This window comes from Bradyrhizobium sp. GW821-FHT12B03 (assembly GCF_058807535.1).
In genome coordinates this window covers 177,752-199,941 of sequence record NZ_JBXAQU010000004.1, presented here as the reverse complement: position 1 = coordinate 199,941, position 22,190 = coordinate 177,752, and the positions used below count along the sequence as shown (strand labels likewise).

Sequence of the window (22,190 nt, the reverse complement as noted above, 5' to 3'; positions counted from 1 at the left end):
GCTGATGACAAGTGCTGAAGCAACACCGGTGCTGCAACTCTCCGGCATCGGCAAGGAGTTCGGCGCGATCCGCGCGCTGCATGACGTCGACATGCAGGTCTTCCCGGGCGAGGTGGTCGGCCTGATGGGCGACAACGGCGCGGGCAAGTCGACGCTGGTCAAGATCATCGCCGGCAATTTCCGCCCGAGCCATGGCGAGATCCGCTTTGCCGGCAGCGCGGTCCATTTCAACCGGCCGGTCGATGCCCGCGCCGTCGGCATCGAGGTCGTCTATCAGGATCTCGCGCTCGCGGACAATCTGACGGCCGCGGCCAACGTCTTCCTCGGCCGCGAGTTGAAGCGCAAATTCGGACCCGTCGCGCTGCTCGACCACAAGGCGATGGCGGCGCGCGCGCTGGAGCTGTTCGGCGAGTTGCGCTCGGAGACGCGGCCACACGATCTCGTCAAGCAGATGTCGGGCGGCCAGCGCCAGGCGGTCGCGATCGCGCGGACCAGGCTCTCCAATGCGCGGTTGGTGATGATGGACGAACCGACCGCCGCGATCTCGGTGCGCCAGGTCGAGCAGGTGCTGAGCCTGATCCACCGGCTGAAGGAGCAGGGCGTCGCGGTCATGCTGATCTCGCACCGCATGCCCGACGTGTTCGCCGTCTGCGACCGCGTCATCGTCATGCGCCGCGGCGAGAAGCGGGCCGACAAGGCGATTCAGGCGACGTCCCCCGAGGAAGTCACGGCCCTCATCACCGGCGCGAAGGAGGCAGCGTGATGGCCATACCGCTGGAATCCCCGATCACCTTCACCAATGTCGGCAAGATCAAATGGTGGCAGCGCGGCATCTTCGCCTCCCAGACCGGCTACGTCCTGCTCGCGCTGGCGGTGCTGCTGGTGATCATGCATTTCGCCAGCCCCTATTTCTTCACCCAGGGCAACATGCAGAACGTGGCGAAGAATTTCTCATTCATCGCCATCGCCACCCTCGGCGTCACCTTCGTGATCATCACCGGCGGCATCGACCTCTCGGTCGGCTCGATGATGTGCTTCTCGGCCATGATCACCTCGATGGTGATGACCGAGCTGTCGACGCCCGGCGGGCTCGGCGCCTCGCTCTTCGTGCATATGGCGGCCGACGGCAAGACGGTGCTGGCCAATGTCCCCGGCCTGATCCTGCTGGTTTCCGTCGTCGCCGGCCTTGGCGTCGCGCTGATCGCCGGCCTCGTCAACGGCTTCTGCATCGCCGTGCTCGGCCTGTCGCCGTTCGTCACCACGCTCGGCATGCTCTCGATCGTGCGCGGGCTCGGCTATGTCGTCTCCAACGGGCGCGGCAGCTTTCCTGGCGGGCCGGATGCTGATTATTTCTACGCAGCGACCTCCGGCGATGTGCTCGGCGTGCCCGTGCCGTTCATTTATCTGGTGATCCTCGCCCTGACGATGGCCGTGGTGCTGCACCACACCTCGTTCGGCCGCCACGTCTTCGCGCTCGGCGGCAACGAGAAGGCGGCCGAGCTCACCGGCATCCCGGTGCTGCGGGTGAAGATCGCGGTCTACGTGATCTGCGCGCTCGCCGCGGGCCTCCAGGGCATCATCATCTCCGGCTGGCTCGGATCGGCGCCCGCCAACATGGCGACCTCCTACGAGCTCAACGTGATCGCGGCGGCCGTGATCGGCGGTGCCAATCTCGCCGGCGGCATCGGCGGTCCGCTCGGGGCCATCGTCGGCTGCGTGCTGCTGGAGGTGATCCGCAACGGTCTCGTGCTGGCACAGGTCAGCTCCTACTGGCAGCAGACGCTGGTGGGCGTGATCATCATCCTGGCCGTGCTGGTCGATCGTGTGCGCTCGCGGATGATCTGAAAGTGACGTCGTTCGGGAGGACAATGAAAATGCCGCCTGTCCGCTTCCCGGACGATCTTGAGAGGATGGGCGCCAGACAAGGGTGGAGGAGACCATGAGGAAATTTCTTCTTGCGGGCATCGCCGTCGCGATGATGGCGACGCCGGCGTTCGCCGCGAACTATCGCTTCGTCATCGTACCCAAGGCGATGAACAATCCGTTCTTCGATTTCGCGCGCGATGGCTGCCTGAAGCGCGCCAAGGAGCTCGGCAATATCGAGTGCATCTACAAGGGTCCGGTCGAGCACGAGCCGGCGACGCAGGCGCAGATCATTCAGGACTTCGTCACCCAGAAGGTCGACGGCCTCGCCATCTCGGTCGCCGACGTTGCGGCCATGACCAAGTCGATCGAGGCGGCGACCGCGGCCGGCATTCCCGTCATCACCTTCGATGCCGATGCACCCGGATCCAAGCGCATCGCCTATATCGGCACCAACAACAAGGAATTCGGCGTCGCGCTCGGCAAGCAATTGCTGAAAATGCGTCCCGACGGCGGAAAGTACGCGATGGTCTCGGGCGGTCCCGGTGCCAAGAACCTCGCCGAGCGCGTCGACGGCGTCCGCGAGGCGCTGAAGGGTTCGAAATGGACCGAGGTCGCGGGCTCCCCGACCTTCTGCAACGACGATCCCGCGCTCGCGGTCCAGCAGATGACCGACGTCCGCACTTCGACGCCCGATCTTGCCGCCATCGTTCCCATCGGCGGCTGGCCGATGTTCGCTCCCGAAGGCTTCAAGGCCTTCGCGTCGAGGTCCAAGAAGGACATCGATTCCGGCAAGTTCACGCTGGTCGTTGCCGACACGTTGAAGATGCAGCTCGAGCTGCTGCGCGACGGTTACGCCAATGCGCTGGTCGGCCAGCGTCCGTTCGAGATGGGCGAGAAGGCGATGGACACGCTGCTTGCCATCAAGAAGGGCGAGAAGGTGCCGGAGATCGTCTACACTGGCCTCGATCTCGTCACCAAGGACAACGTTGCGCAGATGCTGAAGTAGGAGCGCCACCAGCCCCGCGCTCCTGCTCCTGCGTGCCTCTCCCGCTTGCGGTTTCCGCAAGCGGGAGAGATGATTTTGGACTGTTGGAAGGAAATTTGGAATGAAACGGTCGCGGCTCGGTTCCCTCGACGTCACCTCAATCGGTCTCGGCTCCGCCCCGCTCGGCGGATTGTTCACGCCCGTCAGCGACGCCGATGCGCAAGCGACGCTGGAGCGCGCCTGGTCTGCCGGCATCCGCTTCTACGACACCGCGCCGCTCTACGGCTTTGGCCTCGCGGAGCGGCGGCTCGGCGCGTTCCTGCGGCAACAGAAGCGCGACTCCTACGTCATCTCGACCAAGGTGGGTCGCCTGCTGCGCGCTCCTGACGACGGCGCCGCCGAGGACGAACACTACAAGGGCACGCCGCGCGAGCGGCCGGTGTTCGATTTCAGCTACGACGGCGTGATGCGCTCGGTGGAGGAAAGTCTTGCTCGCCTCGGGCTCGACCGCGTCGACGTCCTGCTCGTGCACGATCCCGACGACCATTATGACGACGCCGTCGCCGGCGCCTTCCGCGCGCTGCAGCGCCTGCGCGCCGAGGGCACGGTCAAGGCGATCGGCGCCGGCATGAACCAGTCGGAAATGCCGGCGCGCTTCGCCGAGGCCGTGCCGGTCGACTGCTTCCTGCTCGCCGGCCGCTACACGCTGCTCGACCAGGGCGCGCTGGATGCGCTGTTTCCGGTCTGCGCCGCCAGGAACATCGGCATCCTGCTCGGTGGCATCTACAACAGCGGCATCCTGGCCAATCCGCATCCCGGCGCGAAGTTCAATTATCAGGATGCCGACGCGGCGCTGGTCGCGCGGGCGCTCGCGCTCGATGCGCTGTGCCGCAAGCACGGTACCGAGCTGAAGGCCGCCGCGCTCCAGTTCTGCATGACCCATCCGGCCGTGACGGTCGCCGTGCTGGGCGCGCGCAATGCCGGCGAGGTCGCCGACAACATCGCGATGTCGCAGGCGCCGGTGCCGCCGGCCTTCTGGCAGGAGCTGCGGGCGCGGAAACTCGTCGACGCGCGAGCGCCGCTGCCGGGTGGAGCGTAGGCATGGTGATCGACGCCCACCAGCATTTCTGGGACCCCGCGCGTGCTGATTATCCCTGGATGGACGCGCCCGAGCTGGCGCCGATCCGCCGCGCCTTCGGCCCTACCGATCTCGCGCCGCTGTTGAAAGCGAATGGCATCGATGCGAGCATCGTGGTGCAGTGCCGCTCCGCGCTGGAGGAGACCGAGGAATTTCTGCGCATCGCGCATGCAACACCCTCTGTCATCGGCGTCGTCGGCTGGGTCGATCTGACCGACCCCACGCTCGGTGATACGCTCGACCGGCTGCGCGCCGCGCCGGGTGGCGACAAGCTGGTCGGCATCCGCCACCAGGTCCACGACGAATCCGATCCCGACTGGCTGCTCCGCAAGGACGTGCAGCGCGGCCTTGCCGCCTTGTTCGCCCGCGATCTCGCCTACGATTTCCTCGTCCGCACCCGCGAATTGCCGGCGGCGATCGCAACCGCGCAGGCCTTTCCCAACGCGCGCTTCGTGCTCGACCATGCCGCCAAGCCGCCGGTCGCTTCCGGCGGAAGCGCTGAATGGGCCGATCGCATCAAGTCGCTCGCCGCTTGCGGCAATGTCTGGTGCAAGATCTCCGGGCTCGCGACGGAGGCGAAGTGGAGTGACTGGGACGCGCAGCGACTGTTTCCGTTCGTCCAGCACGCCGCGATATGTTTCGGTGAGGATCGTTTGATCTTCGGCTCGGACTGGCCGGTGTGCTTGCTCGCGGGAAACTATGGGGAGATCAAGGGCGCGCTGGAAGCGTGCCTGGCGAAGCTTGGGCCGGGCGTGCGGGACAAGGCGTTCGGAGTAAATGCGAGAGTGGCGTATCGGTCGATGGTTGGTTGAGCAAAGCTCGCGACCAACTACAGGTGTCGTCCCGGCGAAGGCCGGGACCCATAACCCCGGGCGGTAGTTTGGCGAAGATTGGTCGTTCGGTACTTCTACCTTCCGCAACCTGAGAGATCACGCTGTATGGGTCCCGGCCTTCGCCGGGACGACAATGGAATTTGAAGTCGCGTGCGTGGGCTCACGCCCCCGCGGGCACCTGGTCCAGGAATCCCGTCACGCTCCGGATCCGGCCGTCCTTCAGCACGGCGAAATCCGTCCCCTTGATCGGGCTGTCCACGCCGTCAGGGCCAAGCCCCCAGGAAAAACGCAACTGGTCGCCGTAGCCGTTGGGCTCGCCGATCAGCTTGAACCTGAAGTCGGGAAAGCGCTGCTGTACGCCTGATATCAGCGCGTCGATGTCGTCCTGGCCGTCGCCCTTCATCAAGGGATCGACATAGCTTGCATCCGCCGTCCAGGTCTGGCTCAGCAATTCGCGCCGGCGGCTCGTCGTGCGCTCGTTCCAGAGCTCGATGTAGCGGCGGGCGATGGTGACGGGGTCGGTCATGGGGTGCTCCTTCGATGATGCCGTGTTCGGCTGATCGTCACTATCGAAGGTTCGCGCAGGCTGATCGATTACCTCGGAGGTCATCGGCACGCGCAAAAAAATGAAGCGCGATGATGGGCTCATCGCGCTTCATTCGTATCTGAATTGTCAGCGAAGATTACTTCGCGGCCGTCACCATGATCTCGACGGTGTACTGCGCAGCCGCCAGCTTGGCTTCGACGGTGGCGCGGGCCGGGGTGTTGCCGGGCGAAACCCAGGCATCCCACACCGCGTTCATCTCGCCAAAGGTCTTCATGTCGGTGATGTAGATCGTGGCCGAGAGCAGCTTCGACTTGTCGGTGCCGGCCTTGGCGAGATGGCCGTCGATCGTCTTCAGGATGTCCTGGGTCTGCTTCGTCACGCTTTCGCCGGCCGCGTTGTTGGCGACAACGCCGGCGAGATAGACGGTGTTGCCGTGCACGACGGCCTGGCTCATGCGCGGGCCGGTTTCAAAACGCTGAATGCTCATAGGGATCTCCTGCTGGAATGGCGGCCCTGTCTAGCGCAGCGCTTTACGCTGTGCCACCCCGGGTACGCATGCGTTACCCGGTACGCATGCGTTGCCGGCAGCGCATGCGCCGATTCACGGAAACTGACTGAAGAACGACCAGATCGTCTCGGCGCCGTCGATGTCGTTGTTCTGCGGTCCCAGCAGGCTGGTGGCGACCCTCGGGAAGCGGGCATCCGGAGCAAATCCCGGCATGCGATGGCCGCCATGGTTGATGCGATAGAGCACGACGTCGTGCCCTTTGGGGCAGCGCGAGGAGATCCGTGTGGCCGTGGACTGGTCTGCGGGCGTCCTGTCGGGCATTTCAGTTACGCTGGCGTCGTCGATCTCGCACTCATTGAGCTTGCGCCAGAAGGCCAGTGTCTCCTCGGTCGACCAGAAACCATCTGCGGCAAAATAGCTCGATCCGCGTCCGCCCTCGTAGGGCACCAGCGGGTCGGCCGTACCGTTCATGATCAGCATCGGCAGCGGCCGCGACGGATGGCACGTGACCGCGGCTTCGTCGGTCAGATTCATGATCACGCTCGCACCTGCCGCAAACAGATCGGCGCGGGCGCAGACCAGCGTCATCGCCATGGCGCCGCCGTTGGAGATGCCGGCGACATAGACGCGGCCAGGGTCGGCCGTGCCGTTCGTCACCAGTTTCTCGACGAGCTTCGTGATGAAGGCGACGTCGTCGGTGCCCTCGGGCGGGCCGCGGAGCGCGGGGCCCGCCTTGGTCCTCGCATCGGCCCAGGCATGGTTGAGGCCATCCGGAAAGACCACGGCAAAACCTTCGCGCTTTGCGACCTGGGGCCATGCCGTCCGCGCGACCATGTCGGCGCCGCGCTGGGTCTTGCCGTGCAGCACGACCACCAGCGGTACGAGTCGCTTGGCCGGCAGCTGCACGGTGTAGGACCGCATCACGCCGTTGACGTCGATGGTGTCGGCGGACGCAGCCGGGGCGGCTGCGAGGCCCGTGAGAATCGCCCCGATGTGCATCCACTGCCGCACGATCTAGCCCACCGCCTTCGCTGCTGCGCGGCCCGCATTGCGGCCCGAGAACAGGCAGCCGCCGAGGAAGGTGCCCTCGAGCGAGCGATAGCCGTGCACGCCGCCGCCACCGAAGCCCGCGGCTTCGCCGACCGCGTAGAGGCCGGGAATGACGCGGCCCTCGCTGCCGAACACGCGCGAGTCGAGATCGGTCTCGAAGCCGCCGAGCGTCTTGCGGGTGAGGATGTTGAGTTTCACCGCGATCAGCGGCCCCTGCGCGGGATCGAGGATGCGGTGCGGCGAGGCGGTGCGGATCAGTCTGTCGCCGATGTAGCGGCGCGCGTTGTGGATGTTCATCACCTGCGCATCCTTGACGTAAGGGTTGGCGATCTCGCGGTCGCGCGCCTCGATCTGCATCTTGATGTGCTCGAGCTTGAGGAGGTCGCTGCCGGCCAGCTTGTTCATGGCGGCTACGAGATCCTCGATCTTGTCGCGCACGATGAAGTCGACACCATGGCTTTTGAACGCTTCCACCGGCGCCGGCGCGCCCTTGTTGGTGGCGCGGCGCAAGGTCATGCGCCAGCTCTTGCCGGTGAGGTCGGGGTTCTGCTCCGATCCCGACAGCGCAAATTCCTTCTTGATGATGCTCTGGGTCAGGATGAACCAGGAATAATCATAGCCTGATGACATGATGTATTGGAGCTGGCCGAGCGTGTCGGAGCCTGGGAACAGCGGCGCCGGCAGCCGTGTGCCCATGGCGTCGAACCACATCGAGGACGGGCCAGGCAGGATGCGGATGCCGTGGCGCGGCCAGATTGGATTCCAGTTCTGGATGCCCTCGACATAGTGCCACATGCGGTCGCGGTTGATCAGCCGCGCGCCGGTCTTTTCGGTGATGCCGATCATGCGGCCGTCGACATGCTCGGGCACGCCGGAGATCATGAACTTTGGCGGTTCGCCGAGCCGCTTCGGCCAGTTCTGCCGCACCAGCTCGTGATTGCCGCCAATGCCGCCGGACGCCACGATCACGGCCTGCGCCTTCAGCGCGAACTCGCCGACGACATTGCGCGACGAGCTCTTGCCGCGCTCGACATCGTCTGGCGCGAGAACGGCGCCGCTGACGCCGTCCACCGCGCCATTGGTGATGGACAGCGCGTCGACGCGATGACGGAACCTGAAGGTCAACCGGCCGCTCTTGACGGCCTCGCGCGCGCGGCGCTCGAACGGCTCGACGATGCCGGGGCCGGTGCCCCAGGTGACGTGGAAGCGCGGCACCGAATTGCCGTGCCCCATCGCGTCATAGCCGCCGCGCTCGGCCCAGCCGACCACCGGGAAGATGCGATGCCCCATCGCGCGCAGCCAGTCGCGCTTCTCGCCGGCGGCGAAGGCGACATAGGCCTCGGCCCATTGGCGCGGCCAGTGATCTTCGTCGCGGTCGAAGCCGGCGGTGCCGAGCCAGTCCTGCATCGCGAGCTCGTAGGAATCCTTGATGCCGAGCCGGCGCTGCTCCGGCGAATCGACCAGAAACAATCCGCCGAACGACCAGAACGCCTGGCCGCCGAGCGACTGCTCGCCCTCCTGGTCGACCACGATCACGCGCTTGCCCGCATCCGCGATCTCGGTTGCGGCCACGAGGCCCGATAGTCCAGCGCCGACAACGACGACGTCCGTCTGTTCAGCCATGTGTTCCCCCTCCATCGGTTCCCCCCTGTAGTTGCCCGGATTGAAGCCAGCGGTTGTAACTGAGATCAAGGGTGTGGCGCGTAAGACATCATTAACTTGTTCCACTTTGGGATAGAGACCGGCGGAGTGCAGCGCGGACGCAACACTGGATTTGAATTTGTTTTGAGCGAGCCGGCCTGCCTAGACAAAACCTCGGTTACGACGGACGCTAGCCGTGCATCACCACCTGACACGCAGATTCGAATTCGACTGGGGCGGGGGACAATGAAGTTTCTGACGGGGTTGCTGGCGGCGGTTGTGCTGATCGCCTGCATGGGGGCTTCTCACGCCGTGGTTCGGATCGCGGATGACCGCGGCGGCCGGATCGGAACCTACGTCGACAAATATCAGGACCTCAGGCAATCCGGCGAAACCGTCATCATCGACGGTCTTTGCGCCTCCGCCTGCACCATCGTCCTCGGCGCCATCCCGCACGACCGCATCTGCGTGACCTCGAGCGCGACGCTCGGCTTCCACGCCGCCTGGGATTTCGGCGCCAATGGCCGCGCCGTCACCAATTCCGAAGCAACCCAGATGCTCTATGCGATGTACCCCTCGCAGGTGAAGCGCTGGATCAGCCAGCGCGGCGGCCTGACCCCGCACATGCTTTTCCTGAAGGGCAAGCAGCTGCAGGCCATGTACAAGCCCTGCTACCTGGACGCGCAGGCCTCGGCGATCAAGCCGTCACGCCGGCCGCTCCCGCAATCGGAGCAGATCGAGTCCGCCCGGGGCCAGCTTCTGCACTGACATCCCCGGCACGACGGGTTTGTTTTAGCCCGCCAGCGGCGCCTTGCCCGCTGGCGGGCTAAAGCCTATCTGAAACCCGGGAACCGGGGCCTTCGCCCCGATCATGATCCCGATCATTGTCCCATCATTGTCATGGCTCAACCCGTGCGCCCGGCCCATCCGTTACAGGACAATTCGCCCACTGCCGTCCGGACGCCGTACGTGCTGCTGTTCGCGGGTGCAGGGATCGGCGGGCTCGTCGTGATCGGCACGCTCGCGCTGTGGTTCCACTACGGCTCCCAGGTGTTCTTCGAAATGATCAGGACCGGCTTCGCCGCCTGCTTCTGATCCGCGACAGGAAGTTGTCCGCCCATGAGTTCCGCCGCCCGTCCGCTGGTGATCGCGACCGCCTTCGCCGCAAGCCTCGTTGTCGGGCTGCTGATCATGTTCTGGGCCATGGGCGGGGTCAGCAAGGTGGCGCAGCCGGCCGCGATCGGCGGCCCGTTCCAGCTGACCGACCAGAACGGCAAGACCGTCACCGACAAGAGCCTCAAGGGCAAGCCGACCCTGATCTTCTTCGGCTACACCCATTGCCCCGACGTCTGCCCGACCTCGCTGTTCGAGATCTCGGAAGTGCTGCGGGCGATGGGCAAGGACGCCGACAAGGTCAACGCCATCTTCATCTCGGTCGACCCCGAACGCGACACCCAGGCCGCGATGAAGGACTATCTGTCGAGCTTCGATCCGCATCTCGAGGGCCTCAGCGGCGATCCCGCCGAGACCGCCAGGGTCATCACCTCCTACCGGGTCTATGCCAAGAAGGTGCCGACCAAGGACGGCGACTACACCATGGACCACACCGCGCTGATCTATCTGATGGACCGCGACGGCCGCTTCGTCTCGCCGTTCAATCTGAAGCGGACCCCGGAAGAGGCCGCGGCGGATTTGAAGCGGTATCTTTGATCTACCCTCCGCCGTCATGGCCGGGCTTGTCCCGGCCATCCACGTTCTGGGGCCATGCTAGAAAGTTTGTGGATGCCCGGGACAAGCCCGGCCATGACGACTGCCGGCCCTTCACCCTGGCCACAATCGGCGCTCGCGTTCCCGGTCGGATGGTCTATAACGCCCTCCGATCCCAACGAAATTCGTTCATTTCCGGCCGATGGCTCCATCGCAACAGGCGAAATCGTCCAAATCTGCCCGTGGCTTGCTGACAGCGCTGGCCCTCGGCGCCTGCCTGTTCGCAGGCCTGCCCGGCGCCAGCAGGGCGCAGGTCCCCGCCAAGCAGCCGCCGGCGGCGCCCCAGGCCACCCCGCAGGTCGCGCCCCAGGCCGCCCCGCAGGCCGTGCCGGGCTTCTGGGACCCGCGGCGGCGGCCGGAGCGGCCGGACTTGTCGCGCCTGACCGTGATCCGCTTCCTGACCGAGACCGACTATCCGCCGTTCAACTACACCGGGGCCGACGGCAATCCGGCCGGCTTCAACGTCGATCTCGCCCGCGCCCTCTGCGAGGAGATCAAGGTCACCTGCACGGTGCAGATGCGCCGTTTCGAGACGCTGGTCGATGCGCTCACCTCGAACCGGGGCGACGCCATCATCGCCTCGATGGCGGTGAGCCCGCAGCTGCGCGCCCGCGTCGACTTCTCCGATCCCTATTACCGCGTGCCGGCGCGCTTTGCCTCGCGCAAGGATGCGGTGATGCCGGAGATCCGCCCCGAATATCTCGAGGGCAAGAAGGTCGGCGTGATCGCGGGCTCCGCGCATGAAGCCTATCTCAAGGCAATGTTCACCGACGCCGAGCTGCACCCTTATCCCAACGACGACGCGATGCGCGCCGCGCTTCGCAAGGGCGAGGTCGACTTCATCTTCGGCGACGCCATCTCGCTCGCGTTCTGGATCAACGGCACGGATTCCGGCGATTGCTGCGCCTTCTCCGGCGGCCCCTTCGTCGAGAGCCGCTTCTTCGGCGAAGGCATCGGGATCGCCGTCCGCAAGGGCAACGACGTGCTGCGCCAGGCCCTGAACTGGGCCCTGTTCCGCGTCTGGGAAAAAGGCCGCTACACCGATCTGTGGCTGCGGTATTTTTCGGTGAGCCCGTTCTAGTTTTCTTTGCCGCTCTCTCCGCCGTCATTGCGAGGAGCCCTTGCGACGAAGCAATCCAGACTGTTTCCGCGGAAAGATTCTGGATTGTTTCGCTTCCGCCTTCGCTCTTCGAGCTACGGCGGACAAGTCGCTCGCAATGACGGTGCGAGAGGCAACACCGCGCACAAAATTGCATTCTGCCGGGAAATCGCTATTTTCCGCGGCCCGGAGGCCCCTGATGTCCGTTATCGATCTTGCCGCAAATCCGAGCGACCTGCGTGCGCTCGCCGAACAATCCAACGCCTGGCCGTTCGAGCAGGCGAAGGCCATTGTCGCGCGGCTGAAGAAAAGCCCGAAGGACGAGGTGCTGTTCGAGACCGGCTACGGTCCGTCCGGCCTGCCGCATATCGGCACGTTCGGCGAGGTCGCGCGCACCTCGATGGTCCGCCATGCGTTCCGCGTGCTCACCGAGGACAAGATCAAGACGCGCCTGCTCGCCTTCTCCGACGACATGGACGGCTTCCGCAAGGTGCCGGACAACGTGCCGAACAAGGAGATGCTGGCCGCGCATCTCGGCAAGCCGTTGACGCGAGTGCCGGATCCGTTCTCCAACGAGTACCCCTCGTTCGGCGCTGCCAACAATGCGCGCCTGCGCGAGTTCCTCGATCATTTCGGCTTCGACTACGAGTTCGCCAGCTCGACCGACTATTATACGTCGGGCCGCTTCGACGCGACGCTGCTCAAGATGCTGGCCGCCTACGACCAGGTCATGGCGATCATCCTGCCGACGCTGGGGCCCGATCGGCGCGCGACCTATTCGCCGTTCCTGCCGATCAGCAAGACCACCGGTGTCGTGCTCCAGGTGCCGATGATCCGCCGCGACGTCGCGGCGGGCACCGTGACTTATGTCGATCCCGACAGCGGCGAAGAGATCGAGACGCCCGTCACCGGCGGCCACGTCAAGTGCCAGTGGAAGGCCGACTGGGCGATGCGCTGGGTTGCGCTCGGCGTCGACTACGAGATGGCCGGCAAGGACCTGATCGACTCGGTGAAGCTCTCCGGCGCGATCGCCAAGGCGCTCGGCGGCACGCCGCCCGAAGGTTTCAACTACGAGCTCTTCCTCGACGAGAATGGCCAGAAGATCTCGAAGTCGAAGGGCAACGGCCTGACCATCGACGAATGGCTGCGCTACGCCTCGCCGGAATCGCTGTCGCTGTTCATGTATCGCGAGCCGAAGGCGGCCAAGCGGCTGTATTTCGACGTCATCCCGCGCAATGTCGACGACTACCAGCAATTCATCGACGGTTTCGCCAAGCAGGACGGCAAGCAGCAGCTCGGCAATCCGGTCTGGCACATCCACAGCGGCCATCCGCCGAAGGGCGACATGCCCGTCACCTTCCAGCTCCTGCTGACGCTGGTGTCGTCGTCGAACGCGGAGAATGCCGCGACGCTGTGGGGCTTCATCGGCCGCTACCGTCCCGGCGTGAGCCCCAAGACGCATCCCAAGCTCGATGCGATGGTCGGCTACGCCATCAACTATTACCGCGACTTCGTGGCGCCGACCAAGCAGTTCCGGGTGCCGACCGAGACCGAGCGCGCGGCGCTCCAGGATCTGCGCGATGCGCTCTCGCAGCTGCCGCAGGAATCCTCGGCCGAGGACATCCAGAACGTCGTCTACGAGATCGGCCGCCGCGAGCCGTTCCTCGACCAGGTCAAGAAGGGCAAGGACGGCCGTCCGGGCGTGACGCTCGACTGGTTCAACATGCTCTACCAGGTCCTGCTCGGCCAGGAGAAGGGCCCGCGCTTCGGCTCCTTCGTCGCGGTGTACGGCGTGCAGAACGCGATCAACATGATCGACGGCGCGCTGGCGCGGAGCGCGTGAGAGGCGTCGCAAGAGCGCGGTGTTTCCTCATCGTCGTCCCGGCGAAGGCCGGGACCCATAGCCACCGTCGGATGTGGTTACGGGGACTCGGAGCGACTGCTTGGCGCCAAACTTCTCCCTGTGATTATGGGTCCCGGCCTTCGCCGGGACGACGATGTTGAGAGACTATCGCCTCAAATCGACTTCAGCACGTAACGGCGGTTGTCCTTCTGCACCGGGCGCGCGTTCATCGGATAGAGTCTTGCGAAGGCCGCGACGTCGGCGGCCGAGACCTGGATCGGGGTGGTCAGCAACAGCCATTCGACCACTTCCGAGCAGGGCGGCGTCGTCAGCGAGCCGGGGTAGCGGAAGTAGCTGAGCCGCGTGGGCAGCATGGCGTGGGGATCGATGCCCGCATCCGCCTTCACCGCCGGGCCTTCCGCCGCCGGCATGGTCTTGACGATCTTGCCGAAGGCTGTGTTCGGCCTGCCCTCGGCCATCAGCACGCCGACCACGGCGAGACCGCCGGCATCGTTGCGATGGACGAAATGCGCCTCCATCGGAAAATTCTTGCCGCCGATCATGTGCTCGCTCGGCCGGTGGAAGTGGACCTGGAGCAGCTTGTACTTGACGTCGCCGAGCATGAGCGTGCTGCCTTCGGCGAAGTTGAGCTGGATCGTGTGCCCGTTGTTGACGATTGTGTCAGGGCTCTTGCCCCAGCTCAGCTTCAGCATCGGCAATTGCGACTTGATCGTCGCCTCGATGTCGATCGGCGATTGTTGCAGCCCGACCGCGCAGGCCTTGTTGGCCGTGTCGAGATCGCCCCATTTGGCAGGAGCGCCGGCGCCTTCATAGCTCCAATGCACGCCTTCGGCGGCGAAGGCCGGCTTGCAGACCGGACACAGCGCGAGACCCGCCAGGGCCTTCAATGCGTGACGGCGATTCATCATATTCCCCCTGACGTGAATTGGGCTGGCAATATCGGCGCAACCTAGGCGAGGGGCGCAGTGAGTCGCAACTGCGATCGCGCTGCGAGAATCTATTGGCGCGTCCACACGATCCGGGCGATCCAGCCGATTTCGCTCACCGCCATCGTCCACTCGGCTTGCGACGCATCGAGCGGCTGCAAGTCCAGTGCCTTTGTCGTGCGGCGCTTCAAGGTTGCGACCGTCATCTCGCCCGCCTTGGTCTTCACCACGACGCGGTCCCCCTTGCGGATCGGTGTGCTCGGTGAGACCAGGATGATGTCGCCGTGGCGATAGGTGGGTGCAAACGCATCGCCGGCTATCTCCAGCGCGAAGGTCTGGCTGTCCTCGGCAGTGGGAAGCGCGACCTCGGTCCAGCCCTTGCCGGACGGCAAGCCGGACTCGTCGAAAGCGCCGCTCGCGCCAGCCAGCGCGAAGCCGAGCAGCGGGACCGAATGGCCGTCGCCCGCGTCGTCATCGATCAGTCTTGCAAAGGTGTCGATCGAGGCGCCGGTCGCGGCCAGCGCTTTCGCGATCGATTCGGTCGAGGGCCAGCGCTCGCGGCCGTCCGAGGTGACGCGCTTGGACCTGTTGAAAGTGGTGGGGTCGAGCCCGGCCCGTTTGGCAAGGCCGGACGGAGACAGCCCGGCACGCGCCGCCAGCCGATCCAGCGCGACCCAGATCTGGTCGTGAGTCAGTATCCTCTGCGCTTTGGCCTGTCTGACCATGGAAGGTCCAGCCCGTCGCAACTCAGGAAAACTGTCCTCAAATCAACCGGTTTTCCGATTTTCGCGCAAGAGGCGACTGGGGAAGCGTTTTCAAGTCAGGCGGATACCGGCTCGCGCCAGGAAAACGCGTCAAAACAACAATTTAGAGCTCCTTCCGGTTTCATCGGAACGGAATAGGCTCTAACTCTTGAGTTCGGAGGGAGCGGCCTTTACGGTCGCGCCGGGTTTTGAGACCCGCAAGAGACGAAAAACCCCAAAAGACTCAAAGAGCAAACAGGGCTCCACATCCGGTGGTCAAGATCTACAAAATCTGTCCGGCCTCGGCCTGGCGCGAGGCGGAACGGCAGGGCGTGTACCGGGGCAGCGCGGACGACGCGCGCGACGGTTTCGTCCATTTCTCGACGGCCGCCCAGGTTCCCGAGACCTTGCGCAAGCATTATTTCGGGCAGCGCGCGCTGTTCCTGGTCGAGGTCGACGGCGACGCGCTGGGCAGCGCGCTGCGCTGGGAGCGCTCGCGCAATGACGAGCTGTTTCCGCATCTTTATGGGGAGCTCGACCTCGGCGCGGTGATCTCGGTGACGAACCTCAACATGCGCTCCGACGGCGGCCACGACATGCCGGAGCTTGCCTCGTGATCCGCGCCTTCGATGCATTTTCGCTGCCGGTGCTGCGCTGGCTCGATCCGGAGGACGCGCATCGTCTGGCGATCCAGGGCCTGCGCTTCCTGCCGCCGGTGAAGCCGCGCGTCGACGATCCCAAGCTCGCGGTGCGCGCCTTCGGGCTCAACTTTCCCAATCCGATCGGCATGGCCGCGGGCTTCGACAAGAGCGCCGAGGTGCCGGACGCGCTGCTGCGACTCGGTTTCGGCTTCGTCGAGATCGGCTCGGTGACGCCGAAGCCGCAAGCCGGCAATCCGCGGCCGCGGCTGTTCCGGCTCGAGCGCGACGAGGCCGTCATCAACCGCATGGGTTTCAACAATGACGGCGCGGACGTCGCGCTGCGCCGGCTCGCCGCGCGCGCGCAGCACGGCGGCATCGTCGGCGTCAATGTCGGCGCCAACAAGGATTCGCCGGATCGCGTCGGCGATTACGTCAAGCTGATCGAGACCTTCGCGCCGGTTGCGAGCTATTTCACCGTCAACGTCTCCTCGCCGAACACGCCGGGCCTGCGCAACTTACAGGAAGGCGCTCTGCTCGACGATCTCCTCGCGCGGGTGATCGACGCGCGCGAGCGTGTCAGGCAGAAGGCCGGCGACACGCCGGTGCTGCTGAAGATCGCGCCGGATCTGAGCCTTGCCCAGCTCGACGACGTCGTGCAGGTGGCGCGCTCGCGCCGGGTCGACGGCATGATCGTATCGAACACGACGATCGCGCGGCCGAGCACGCTGCGGGAAGAGATGCGCGCGAAGGAGCAGGGCGGCCTGTCGGGCCGGCCGTTGTTCCGCCTGTCGACGCGGATGGTCGCGGAGACCTATGTGCGCGTCGAGGGCGCGTTCCCGCTGATCGGCGTCGGCGGCGTCGATTCCGGCGGTGCCGCGCTGACGAAGATCCGCGCCGGCGCCAGCCTGATCCAGCTCTATTCGTCGCTGGTCTACAAGGGTCTTGGCCTCGTCGAGGAGATCAAGCGCGATCTGACGTCGACGTTGCTGCGGACGGGCAGGGATTCGCTCGCCGACATCGTCGGTGCGGATGCCGCGACGCTGACGGCGGAAGACTGGCCGGGGATGTAAGGCGGTCTCGTGCCCCGGATGCAGCGCAGCGCGCCGTCCTTTGCGGCGTGGTGCGCTGCTGATCCGGGGCCCACTGCCGCTGGGTCCCGGCTCTGCATCGCGTCATTTCATGCAGCGCCACGTCCGGGACACGATCGTCAGGATTTCGGAAACGTCGCCCTGTACAACGCCGGATAACGCGCGCCCTGCAGGCCGCCGCGCGCGGCATAGAATGCGATCAGCGCGCACCACAGTCCGGCATTGCCGAGGGATTGCAGCGCCCACCAGCTGATGAGGAAGATCGCCAGCGAGGCCAGCATCAGATTGCGCATCTCGCGCGCCCAGGTCGCGCCGATATAGATCCCGTCGAAGCCGAAGGCGAACACGCCGGGCACCGGTGCCAGCACGATGAACGGCAGGAATTCGCGCGCGGCGCGGCGGACGTCTTCACTCGCGGTCATGACATTGATCAGCGACGTCCCGAACAGCGCGAACAGCACCGCGACCACCAGCGCGAAGCCGAGCCCCCACGCGAGCACCAGCCGGGTCGAATCTGAAAAACCTTTCGCGTCGCGCGCGCCAAAGGTGCGGCCGCAGAGCTGCTGGGCCGCATTGGCGAGGCCGTCGAGGAAGAAGGCGCTGACCAGCAGGAAATTGTTGAGCACGGAATTCGCGGCCAGCGTGACGTCGCCGGCGCGCGCCCCCTTCGCGGTGAAGAACAGGAACACGGCGATCAGCGCCGCGGTGCGGATCATGATGTCCGAATTCACCGCCAGCATCCGCATCAGCTTCGCCCGGTCGAACAGCGTGGCGCGCGGCACCGCAAAGCCGCCATCCGCATGGCGGCGGCAGACGATCACGCCGAGCACCAGGCCGACCGTCTCGGAGAGGAGGGCGGCCATCGCCGCGCCGGCGATGCCGGTCTGGTAGACCAGCACCAGCACGAGGGTCGCGGCCGTGTTGATGAGGTTGATCGCGATCTGGAGCGCGAGCGCCGGATTGGCGCGGGCCTGTCCCACCAGCCAGCCGAGGATGACATAATTGGCGAAGGCCAGCGGCGACGACCAGATACGGATCATGAAATAGGTCTTGGCGGCGCGCGTGACGCCCTCGCTGCCGCCCATCAGGTCGAACAGCACGGCCGCCAGCGGCAGTTGCAGCGCAATCAGCGCAGCCCCGATCAGGCCCGCGACGATGAAGCCGCGCATCAGGATCGCGGTCAGCTCGCGCGTTTCGCCGGCGCCGAGCGCCTGCGCGGTGAAGGCGAGCGTGCTCATGCGCAGGAAGCCGAACAGCCAGAACAGGCAGTCGAAGATCACCGAGGCCATCGCCACGCCGCCGAGCAGCGCGGCATCGTCGAGCCGCCCGATCGCGGTGGTCGAGACCACGCCGATCAGCGGCGTGGTGAGGTTCGCGACCATCGCCGGACCCGCGATGGCGAACACCTGGCGGGAGCCGACCCTGGGATGAACGGGCGCATGCATGTCAGAACACGAGCACCATGCCGTCTTCGGCGGCGAGATGCGCGATATCGTCGAGGCGCGACAGCACGTCGTCGCTCATATGGGTGAGGACGAGACGTTTTGCGCCGATCGCGGGAAGATGCTGTTCCAAGGTCTTCAGGCTGAGATGGTTCTTGACCACCTTCTCGTACATATAGGCTTCCGCAATGAAAAGGTCCGCGCCATGCGCCAGCGGAATGAGCGTCTCCGTCCATTCGGTATCGGCGCTGTAGGCGAGGGTGCGGCCCTCGGCCTCGATGCGGTAGGCCAGGAATGGTCCACCGGATTCACCGTGCACGACCGGATAGGGCGTCACCGTCACCGCGCCGAAGGCTTGGCTTTGTCCGGGTGTCAGCTCAACGACCGATAGCTCGAAGCGCTGCTTGGTCTTGGAGGAATGCTCGAACAGTGCCTCCATGACCTCACGCAGCCGCGTCTCGATGCCTCTCGGGCCGGCGATCGTCAGCGGCCGTGTCCGCCGCGAGAACTGCGCGTCGAGCAGGACAAACGGCAGCCCGGCAAAATGATCGCCGTGGAAATGCGTGATCAGGATCAGGTCGATGTCGTTGCGATCGATCTCGAGCCGCTTCAGCGCCGGCAGAGCCGACGCGCCGCAATCGATCAGAAAATTGGCTTGGCGCCCCGCAACGTGGAAGCAGGTGTTGAGCCTGCCGCCCGAGCCGAAGGCGTCGCCGCAGCCGACAAAGCGTAATTGCATCGGCTGCGGGCCCCCTGAGCTTGACCCGGACTTAGCGGCGCGGCGCGCCGAAGACGCGCGACAGCAGCCAGATCGGGATCACGATGACAGCGCCGAGCAGGAAGTAGCGCCACAGCCAGTTGACGGCGTCGAAGCCGAGATCCCACAGCCGCTGGAACAGGAGACGAATGCTGGTGATGATGTTCCAGGGATCGAAGCCGATCGCCGCCAGCACGACGCCCACCAGGATCGAGAGCAGGACGAGGCGAAACGCGACCGCCAGCGGCGAGCCGCCGAGAAAGCGGTTCAGGCCGTCACTGCGGCCGGCCGGCAAATCTCTGACGTCTTGGACCATCGCAAAGAACTCCTCGGGGATTCGGCGCCCATTATAGGGCACCGCGAGGCACATGGGGAACCCGCGGCGGGGCGTCAATCAGCTTACGGGACTTTAATTCGGGCAAGCATATGCCGCGGGCGGGCTGCAACCTCTCCCGCTTGCGGGAGAGGTCGCGCCGAAGGCGCGGGTGAGGGCTCTCTCCTCTTGGGGAGCCCCAACGCCGAGACACCCTCTCCCCGGCCCTCTCCCGCAAGCGGGCGAGGGAGCGCACTGCTGTCGTGGCGGCAATTCACGCCTCAACCTCCGTCGCCTCCGCCTTCAGCATCCCTTCCAGCGTCTCCAGCCTATCCGCCTCCCGCGGCGGCTTGTCCCAGCGCAAGCGGCTGATGCGGGGAAAGCGCATGGCAACGCCCGATTTGTGCCGCGGCGAGCGCTGCAAGCCTTCGAACGCGACCTCCAGCACCAGCCCCTTGTCGCTCTCGTGCACGACATGGCGCACCGGGCCGAACTTTTCAGTGGTGTTACGGCGGACGAAGCGGTCGATCTGCAAGAGCTCTTCGTCGGTGAAGCCGAAATAGGCCTTGCCGACCGGCACCAGCTCGTCGCCGGTTTCACCTTCGGTCCAGACGCCGAACGTGTAGTCGGAATAATAGGACGAGCGCTTGCCGTGGCCGCGCTGCGCATACATCAGCACGGCGTCGATGATGTGCGGATCGCGCTTCCACTTCCACCATTGGCCCTTCGGCCGGCCCGGCAGATAAGGCGCATCGCGCCGCTTCAGCATCACGCCCTCGACCGCATCCGCGTCTTCACCGGCGCCGGCACTTGCGGGGTCGGCGCGCGCGGCGGTGAGTGCCTCCCAGCTTGCGAAGGGCACGGTGGGCGACAGGTCGATGCGGGGATCGCCGAGCTTCCCGATGAAGGTCTCGAGCCGCTCGCGCCGCTCCGCGAACGGCAGCTCGCGCAGATCGTTCTCGTCGTCGCCGAGCAAATCATAGGCGCGCAGATGGATCGGAAACTCCTTGATCAGCTTCGGCGAGACCACCTTGCGATTGAGCCTCTGCTGGAGGACGTTGAAGCTCTGCACGCGGCCCTCGCGCAGGATCAGAAGCTCGCCGTCGATCGCGCCCGGCAGGCGCAGCGATGGCACGAGATCCGGAAAGCTCCCGGTGATGTCCTCGCCGGTGCGCGAATAGAGCCGCGCCGTGACGTGCCCGCGGTCGTCGCGGCCTGCCACCGCCTGCACGCGGATGCCGTCCCATTTCCATTCGGCGATGTAGTCGGCTGGGTCGAGCGCGGCGAAATCGCTGTCCTCGATGGCATGCGCGAGCATCACCGGGCGGAACGGCGCGGGATCGCGATTGACCGGCTTGTCGCTGCGGCCCTCCAGCCAGGCGAACAGGTCGAGATAGGGTGGCGCGAGCCCCGGCCAGATCAGCTCGACCTCATGCGGGTCCTTGTCGCCGAGCGCCGCCGCGGCGGTCTTGGCCAGTCGTGCGGAGATGCCGATACGCAACGCCCCGGTGACGAGCTTCAGCAGCGCCCAGCGGCCGGTCTCGTCAAGCTCATCGAGCCAGCGTTCGAGCTGTTTTGGCAGCTCGGTCTTGCCGAGCGTACGGAGGGTGGTGACGACTTCGGTGAGGGTTGGCGGTGGCGGGTTGTTGTGGACACCCACCGCCTTCGGCCACATCAACGCGACCGTCTCCGAGAGATCGCCGACGTAATCATAAGACAGTCCGAACAGCACCTCATCCGTACGCGCCGCGATCAGGTCGCGGATCAGCGCCGGCTTGGCATGCTTGAAGCTGAGCGCGCCGGTGAGCGCGGCCAGCGCGTAGCCGCGATCGGGATCGCCGACCTCGCGGAAATAGCCGGCGATCAGCCGCAGCTTGTTGTTGCGGCCGGGCTCGTAGGCGAGACGGTCGAGCAGTTCGGCGAAGCGGTTCATGCTTCAGCCCCGTCCTGAAGCGGCGTCTCGCTTTCCTCCTCGTCGCCATAGCCGACCAGATCGAGCGGTTGCGCCCGCAGGCCTTGGCTCTTGCACCAATGCACCAGCGCGTCCTCCTGGCCGTGGGTGACCCAGATCTCGCCGGCGCCGGTCGCCGCGATCGTGGCGGTGAGGCCGTCCCAGTCGGCGTGATCGGAAATCACCAGCGGCAATTCGACGCCCCGCTGCCGCGCCCGGGCGCGCACGCGCATCCACCCGGATGCGAAGGCGGTGACCGGATCGGGAAAGCGCCGCGTCCAGAGATCTGATGTCGCCGAGGGCGGGGCCAGCGTGATGGTGCCGGCGAGCGCCGCCTTCTTCACGCCCATCACCGGCCTGAGCTCGCCGAGTGCGATGCCGCGGCTCTGATAGTACTCGGTGATCTTCTCCATCGCGCCATGCAGATAGATCGGCGCGTCATAGCCGGCCTGGCGCAGCAGCGCGATCACGCGCTGCGCCTTGCCGAGCGAATAGGCGCCGACGAGATGCGCGCGCTCGGGAAACAGTTTGACCGAGGCCAGCAGCTTCTTCACCTCATCCGCGGCATCGCCATGCCGGAACACCGGAAGCCCGAACGTCGCCTCGGTGATGAAGACGTCGCAGGGCACCAGCTCGAACGGCGTGCAGGTCGGGTCGGGCGCGTCCTTGTAGTCGCCGGAGGCGACGATGCAGGTGTCTTTGCAAGTCACCGCGATCTGCGCCGAGCCGAGCACATGGCCGGCGGGATGGAATTTCACACGGACGTCGCCGAGCCGGATCTCCTCGCCATAGCGGATGGCCTGCGTCGATCCGGCGAAATTCTCGCCATAGCGCAGCCGCATCATGTCCAGCGTTTCCTGCGTCGCCAGCACCGCGCCATGGCCGGCGCGGGCATGGTCGGAATGGCCGTGGGTGATCACGGCCCGCTCGACCGGCCGCACGGGATCGATATGGAAGCCGCCGGGCTTGCAGCACAGGCCGGCAGCAGCTGGCAACAGGATGTCTTGCGGACGCATGCCTGATATATAGGT

At 65.7% G+C, this 22,190-nt stretch carries 23 protein-coding genes; 12 read left to right on the top strand and 11 right to left on the bottom strand.

The annotated features are described in order from the left end of the window. Window positions 1-4 precede the first annotated feature (4 nt). From AC1RUR_RS10505 to AC1RUR_RS10485, 5 genes are all read left to right on the top strand, one after another. Window positions 5-763, top strand: coding sequence for an ATP-binding cassette domain-containing protein (locus AC1RUR_RS10505; RefSeq protein ID WP_492843513.1), 759 nt, complete (start codon window positions 5-7; stop codon window positions 761-763). After that, entirely contained in the window at window positions 763-1,845 is a 1,083-nt protein-coding gene (locus tag AC1RUR_RS10500; RefSeq protein ID WP_492843511.1) for an ABC transporter permease, read from the top strand. The genes AC1RUR_RS10505 and AC1RUR_RS10500 overlap by 1 nt, the downstream gene beginning before the upstream one ends. A gap of 94 nt (window positions 1,846-1,939) precedes the next feature. Further along, window positions 1,940-2,872, top strand: coding sequence for a sugar-binding protein (locus AC1RUR_RS10495; RefSeq protein WP_492843509.1), 933 nt, complete (start codon window positions 1,940-1,942; stop codon window positions 2,870-2,872). A 100-nt stretch (window positions 2,873-2,972) separates the two neighbouring features. After that, entirely contained in the window at window positions 2,973-3,950 is a 978-nt protein-coding gene (locus AC1RUR_RS10490) for an aldo/keto reductase (RefSeq protein ID WP_492843507.1), read from the top strand. Window positions 3,951-3,952: 2 nt separating this feature from the next. Beyond that, window positions 3,953-4,801, top strand: a complete 849-nt coding sequence (locus AC1RUR_RS10485) for an amidohydrolase family protein (RefSeq protein WP_492843505.1) — start codon at window positions 3,953-3,955, stop codon at window positions 4,799-4,801. A gap of 181 nt (window positions 4,802-4,982) precedes the next feature. Here the strand turns inward: AC1RUR_RS10485 and AC1RUR_RS10480 are convergent, their stop codons facing one another. The 4 genes from AC1RUR_RS10480 to AC1RUR_RS10465 all read right to left on the bottom strand — a co-directional run bounded on the left by AC1RUR_RS10480 (window position 4,983) and on the right by AC1RUR_RS10465 (window position 8,550). Then, window positions 4,983-5,348 carry a nuclear transport factor 2 family protein gene (locus AC1RUR_RS10480; protein ID WP_492843503.1) on the bottom strand — a complete coding sequence of 122 codons (366 nt, stop codon included), beginning with the start codon at window positions 5,346-5,348 and terminating at the stop codon, window positions 4,983-4,985. 157 nt (window positions 5,349-5,505) lie between these two features. Continuing rightward, window positions 5,506-5,856, bottom strand: coding sequence for a RidA family protein (locus tag AC1RUR_RS10475; RefSeq protein ID WP_063686455.1), 351 nt, complete (start codon window positions 5,854-5,856; stop codon window positions 5,506-5,508). A 114-nt stretch (window positions 5,857-5,970) separates the two neighbouring features. Next, the gene (locus tag AC1RUR_RS10470; protein WP_492843501.1) at window positions 5,971-6,888 is read right to left on the bottom strand and encodes a CE1 family esterase; all 918 of its coding nucleotides are present in this window, start codon (window positions 6,886-6,888) and stop codon (window positions 5,971-5,973) included. 3 nt (window positions 6,889-6,891) lie between these two features. Beyond that, window positions 6,892-8,550 (bottom strand): FAD-binding dehydrogenase, encoded by a 1,659-nt coding sequence (locus tag AC1RUR_RS10465; protein ID WP_492843498.1) that lies wholly within the window; start codon window positions 8,548-8,550, stop codon window positions 6,892-6,894. Window positions 8,551-8,814: 264 nt separating this feature from the next. Between AC1RUR_RS10465 and AC1RUR_RS10460 the strand changes: the two genes are divergently transcribed. From AC1RUR_RS10460 to AC1RUR_RS10440, 5 genes are all read left to right on the top strand, one after another. Further along, a complete protein-coding gene (locus AC1RUR_RS10460) occupies window positions 8,815-9,336 on the top strand; it encodes a hypothetical protein (protein WP_492843496.1) in 522 nt (173 codons plus the stop codon). A 132-nt stretch (window positions 9,337-9,468) separates the two neighbouring features. Continuing rightward, window positions 9,469-9,663, top strand: coding sequence for a hypothetical protein (locus tag AC1RUR_RS10455; protein ID WP_492843494.1), 195 nt, complete (start codon window positions 9,469-9,471; stop codon window positions 9,661-9,663). A gap of 24 nt (window positions 9,664-9,687) precedes the next feature. Then, window positions 9,688-10,278: an SCO family protein gene (locus AC1RUR_RS10450; RefSeq protein ID WP_492843492.1), complete on the top strand. Its 591-nt coding sequence runs from the start codon at window positions 9,688-9,690 to the stop codon at window positions 10,276-10,278. A gap of 199 nt (window positions 10,279-10,477) precedes the next feature. After that, window positions 10,478-11,416: an ABC transporter substrate-binding protein gene (locus tag AC1RUR_RS10445; RefSeq protein WP_492843490.1), complete on the top strand. Its 939-nt coding sequence runs from the start codon at window positions 10,478-10,480 to the stop codon at window positions 11,414-11,416. 217 nt (window positions 11,417-11,633) lie between these two features. Beyond that, window positions 11,634-13,277: a lysine--tRNA ligase gene (locus AC1RUR_RS10440; RefSeq protein WP_492843489.1), complete on the top strand. Its 1,644-nt coding sequence runs from the start codon at window positions 11,634-11,636 to the stop codon at window positions 13,275-13,277. 173 nt (window positions 13,278-13,450) lie between these two features. On the opposite strand, the gene AC1RUR_RS10435 is transcribed toward AC1RUR_RS10440, so the two are convergent. Continuing rightward, window positions 13,451-14,203, bottom strand: a complete 753-nt coding sequence (locus AC1RUR_RS10435; RefSeq protein WP_492843487.1) for a carbonic anhydrase — start codon at window positions 14,201-14,203, stop codon at window positions 13,451-13,453. 92 nt (window positions 14,204-14,295) lie between these two features. Continuing rightward, window positions 14,296-14,949 (bottom strand): S24 family peptidase, encoded by a 654-nt coding sequence (locus AC1RUR_RS10430; RefSeq protein ID WP_492843485.1) that lies wholly within the window; start codon window positions 14,947-14,949, stop codon window positions 14,296-14,298. 290 nt (window positions 14,950-15,239) lie between these two features. On the opposite strand from AC1RUR_RS10430, the gene AC1RUR_RS10425 reads away from it, so the two are divergent. After that, window positions 15,240-15,584: a DUF952 domain-containing protein gene (locus AC1RUR_RS10425; RefSeq protein WP_492843483.1), complete on the top strand. Its 345-nt coding sequence runs from the start codon at window positions 15,240-15,242 to the stop codon at window positions 15,582-15,584. After that, a complete protein-coding gene (locus AC1RUR_RS10420) occupies window positions 15,581-16,678 on the top strand; it encodes a quinone-dependent dihydroorotate dehydrogenase (protein WP_492843481.1) in 1,098 nt (365 codons plus the stop codon). Before AC1RUR_RS10425 ends, AC1RUR_RS10420 begins: the two co-directional genes overlap by 4 nt. Before the next feature lie 137 nt (window positions 16,679-16,815). Here AC1RUR_RS10420 and AC1RUR_RS10415 read toward each other — a convergent pair whose 3' ends face one another. From AC1RUR_RS10415 to AC1RUR_RS10395, 5 genes are all read right to left on the bottom strand, one after another. Then, window positions 16,816-18,141 (bottom strand): MATE family efflux transporter, encoded by a 1,326-nt coding sequence (locus AC1RUR_RS10415; protein ID WP_492843479.1) that lies wholly within the window; start codon window positions 18,139-18,141, stop codon window positions 16,816-16,818. A 1-nt stretch (window position 18,142) separates the two neighbouring features. Next, a complete protein-coding gene (locus AC1RUR_RS10410; protein WP_492843477.1) occupies window positions 18,143-18,877 on the bottom strand; it encodes an MBL fold metallo-hydrolase in 735 nt (244 codons plus the stop codon). 31 nt (window positions 18,878-18,908) lie between these two features. Further along, window positions 18,909-19,211, bottom strand: coding sequence for a DUF6460 domain-containing protein (locus tag AC1RUR_RS10405; protein WP_492843475.1), 303 nt, complete (start codon window positions 19,209-19,211; stop codon window positions 18,909-18,911). Between the two features lie 271 nt (window positions 19,212-19,482). Further along, entirely contained in the window at window positions 19,483-21,141 is a 1,659-nt protein-coding gene (locus AC1RUR_RS10400) for a cisplatin damage response ATP-dependent DNA ligase (RefSeq protein WP_492843473.1), read from the bottom strand. After that, window positions 21,138-22,175, bottom strand: coding sequence for a ligase-associated DNA damage response exonuclease (locus tag AC1RUR_RS10395; protein WP_492843471.1), 1,038 nt, complete (start codon window positions 22,173-22,175; stop codon window positions 21,138-21,140). The genes AC1RUR_RS10400 and AC1RUR_RS10395 overlap by 4 nt, the downstream gene beginning before the upstream one ends. Between the last annotated feature and the right edge of the window lie 15 nt (window positions 22,176-22,190).

Excerpts from the sequence above, each read along its gene's own strand:
- AC1RUR_RS10505 (WP_492843513.1), top strand. The coding sequence starts at position 5 with ATGACAAGTGCTGAAGCAACACCGGTGCTGCAACTCTCCGGCATCGGC.
- AC1RUR_RS10500 (WP_492843511.1), top strand. The coding sequence starts at position 763 with ATGGCCATACCGCTGGAATCCCCGATCACCTTCACCAATGTCGGCAAG.
- AC1RUR_RS10495 (WP_492843509.1), top strand. The coding sequence starts at position 1,940 with ATGAGGAAATTTCTTCTTGCGGGCATCGCCGTCGCGATGATGGCGACG.
- AC1RUR_RS10490 (WP_492843507.1), top strand. The coding sequence starts at position 2,973 with ATGAAACGGTCGCGGCTCGGTTCCCTCGACGTCACCTCAATCGGTCTC.
- AC1RUR_RS10485 (WP_492843505.1), top strand. The coding sequence starts at position 3,953 with ATGGTGATCGACGCCCACCAGCATTTCTGGGACCCCGCGCGTGCTGAT.
- AC1RUR_RS10480 (WP_492843503.1), bottom strand. The coding sequence starts at position 5,348 with ATGACCGACCCCGTCACCATCGCCCGCCGCTACATCGAGCTCTGGAAC.
- AC1RUR_RS10475 (WP_063686455.1), bottom strand. The coding sequence starts at position 5,856 with ATGAGCATTCAGCGTTTTGAAACCGGCCCGCGCATGAGCCAGGCCGTC.
- AC1RUR_RS10465 (WP_492843498.1), bottom strand. The coding sequence starts at position 8,550 with ATGGCTGAACAGACGGACGTCGTCGTTGTCGGCGCTGGACTATCGGGC.
- AC1RUR_RS10460 (WP_492843496.1), top strand. The coding sequence starts at position 8,815 with ATGAAGTTTCTGACGGGGTTGCTGGCGGCGGTTGTGCTGATCGCCTGC.
- AC1RUR_RS10455 (WP_492843494.1), top strand. The coding sequence starts at position 9,469 with ATGGCTCAACCCGTGCGCCCGGCCCATCCGTTACAGGACAATTCGCCC.
- AC1RUR_RS10450 (WP_492843492.1), top strand. The coding sequence starts at position 9,688 with ATGAGTTCCGCCGCCCGTCCGCTGGTGATCGCGACCGCCTTCGCCGCA.
- AC1RUR_RS10445 (WP_492843490.1), top strand. The coding sequence starts at position 10,478 with ATGGCTCCATCGCAACAGGCGAAATCGTCCAAATCTGCCCGTGGCTTG.
- AC1RUR_RS10440 (WP_492843489.1), top strand. The coding sequence starts at position 11,634 with ATGTCCGTTATCGATCTTGCCGCAAATCCGAGCGACCTGCGTGCGCTC.
- AC1RUR_RS10435 (WP_492843487.1), bottom strand. The coding sequence starts at position 14,203 with ATGAATCGCCGTCACGCATTGAAGGCCCTGGCGGGTCTCGCGCTGTGT.
- AC1RUR_RS10430 (WP_492843485.1), bottom strand. The coding sequence starts at position 14,949 with ATGGTCAGACAGGCCAAAGCGCAGAGGATACTGACTCACGACCAGATC.
- AC1RUR_RS10415 (WP_492843479.1), bottom strand. The coding sequence starts at position 18,141 with ATGCATGCGCCCGTTCATCCCAGGGTCGGCTCCCGCCAGGTGTTCGCC.
- AC1RUR_RS10410 (WP_492843477.1), bottom strand. The coding sequence starts at position 18,877 with ATGCAATTACGCTTTGTCGGCTGCGGCGACGCCTTCGGCTCGGGCGGC.
- AC1RUR_RS10405 (WP_492843475.1), bottom strand. The coding sequence starts at position 19,211 with ATGGTCCAAGACGTCAGAGATTTGCCGGCCGGCCGCAGTGACGGCCTG.
- AC1RUR_RS10400 (WP_492843473.1), bottom strand. The coding sequence starts at position 21,141 with ATGAACCGCTTCGCCGAACTGCTCGACCGTCTCGCCTACGAGCCCGGC.
- AC1RUR_RS10395 (WP_492843471.1), bottom strand. The coding sequence starts at position 22,175 with ATGCGTCCGCAAGACATCCTGTTGCCAGCTGCTGCCGGCCTGTGCTGC.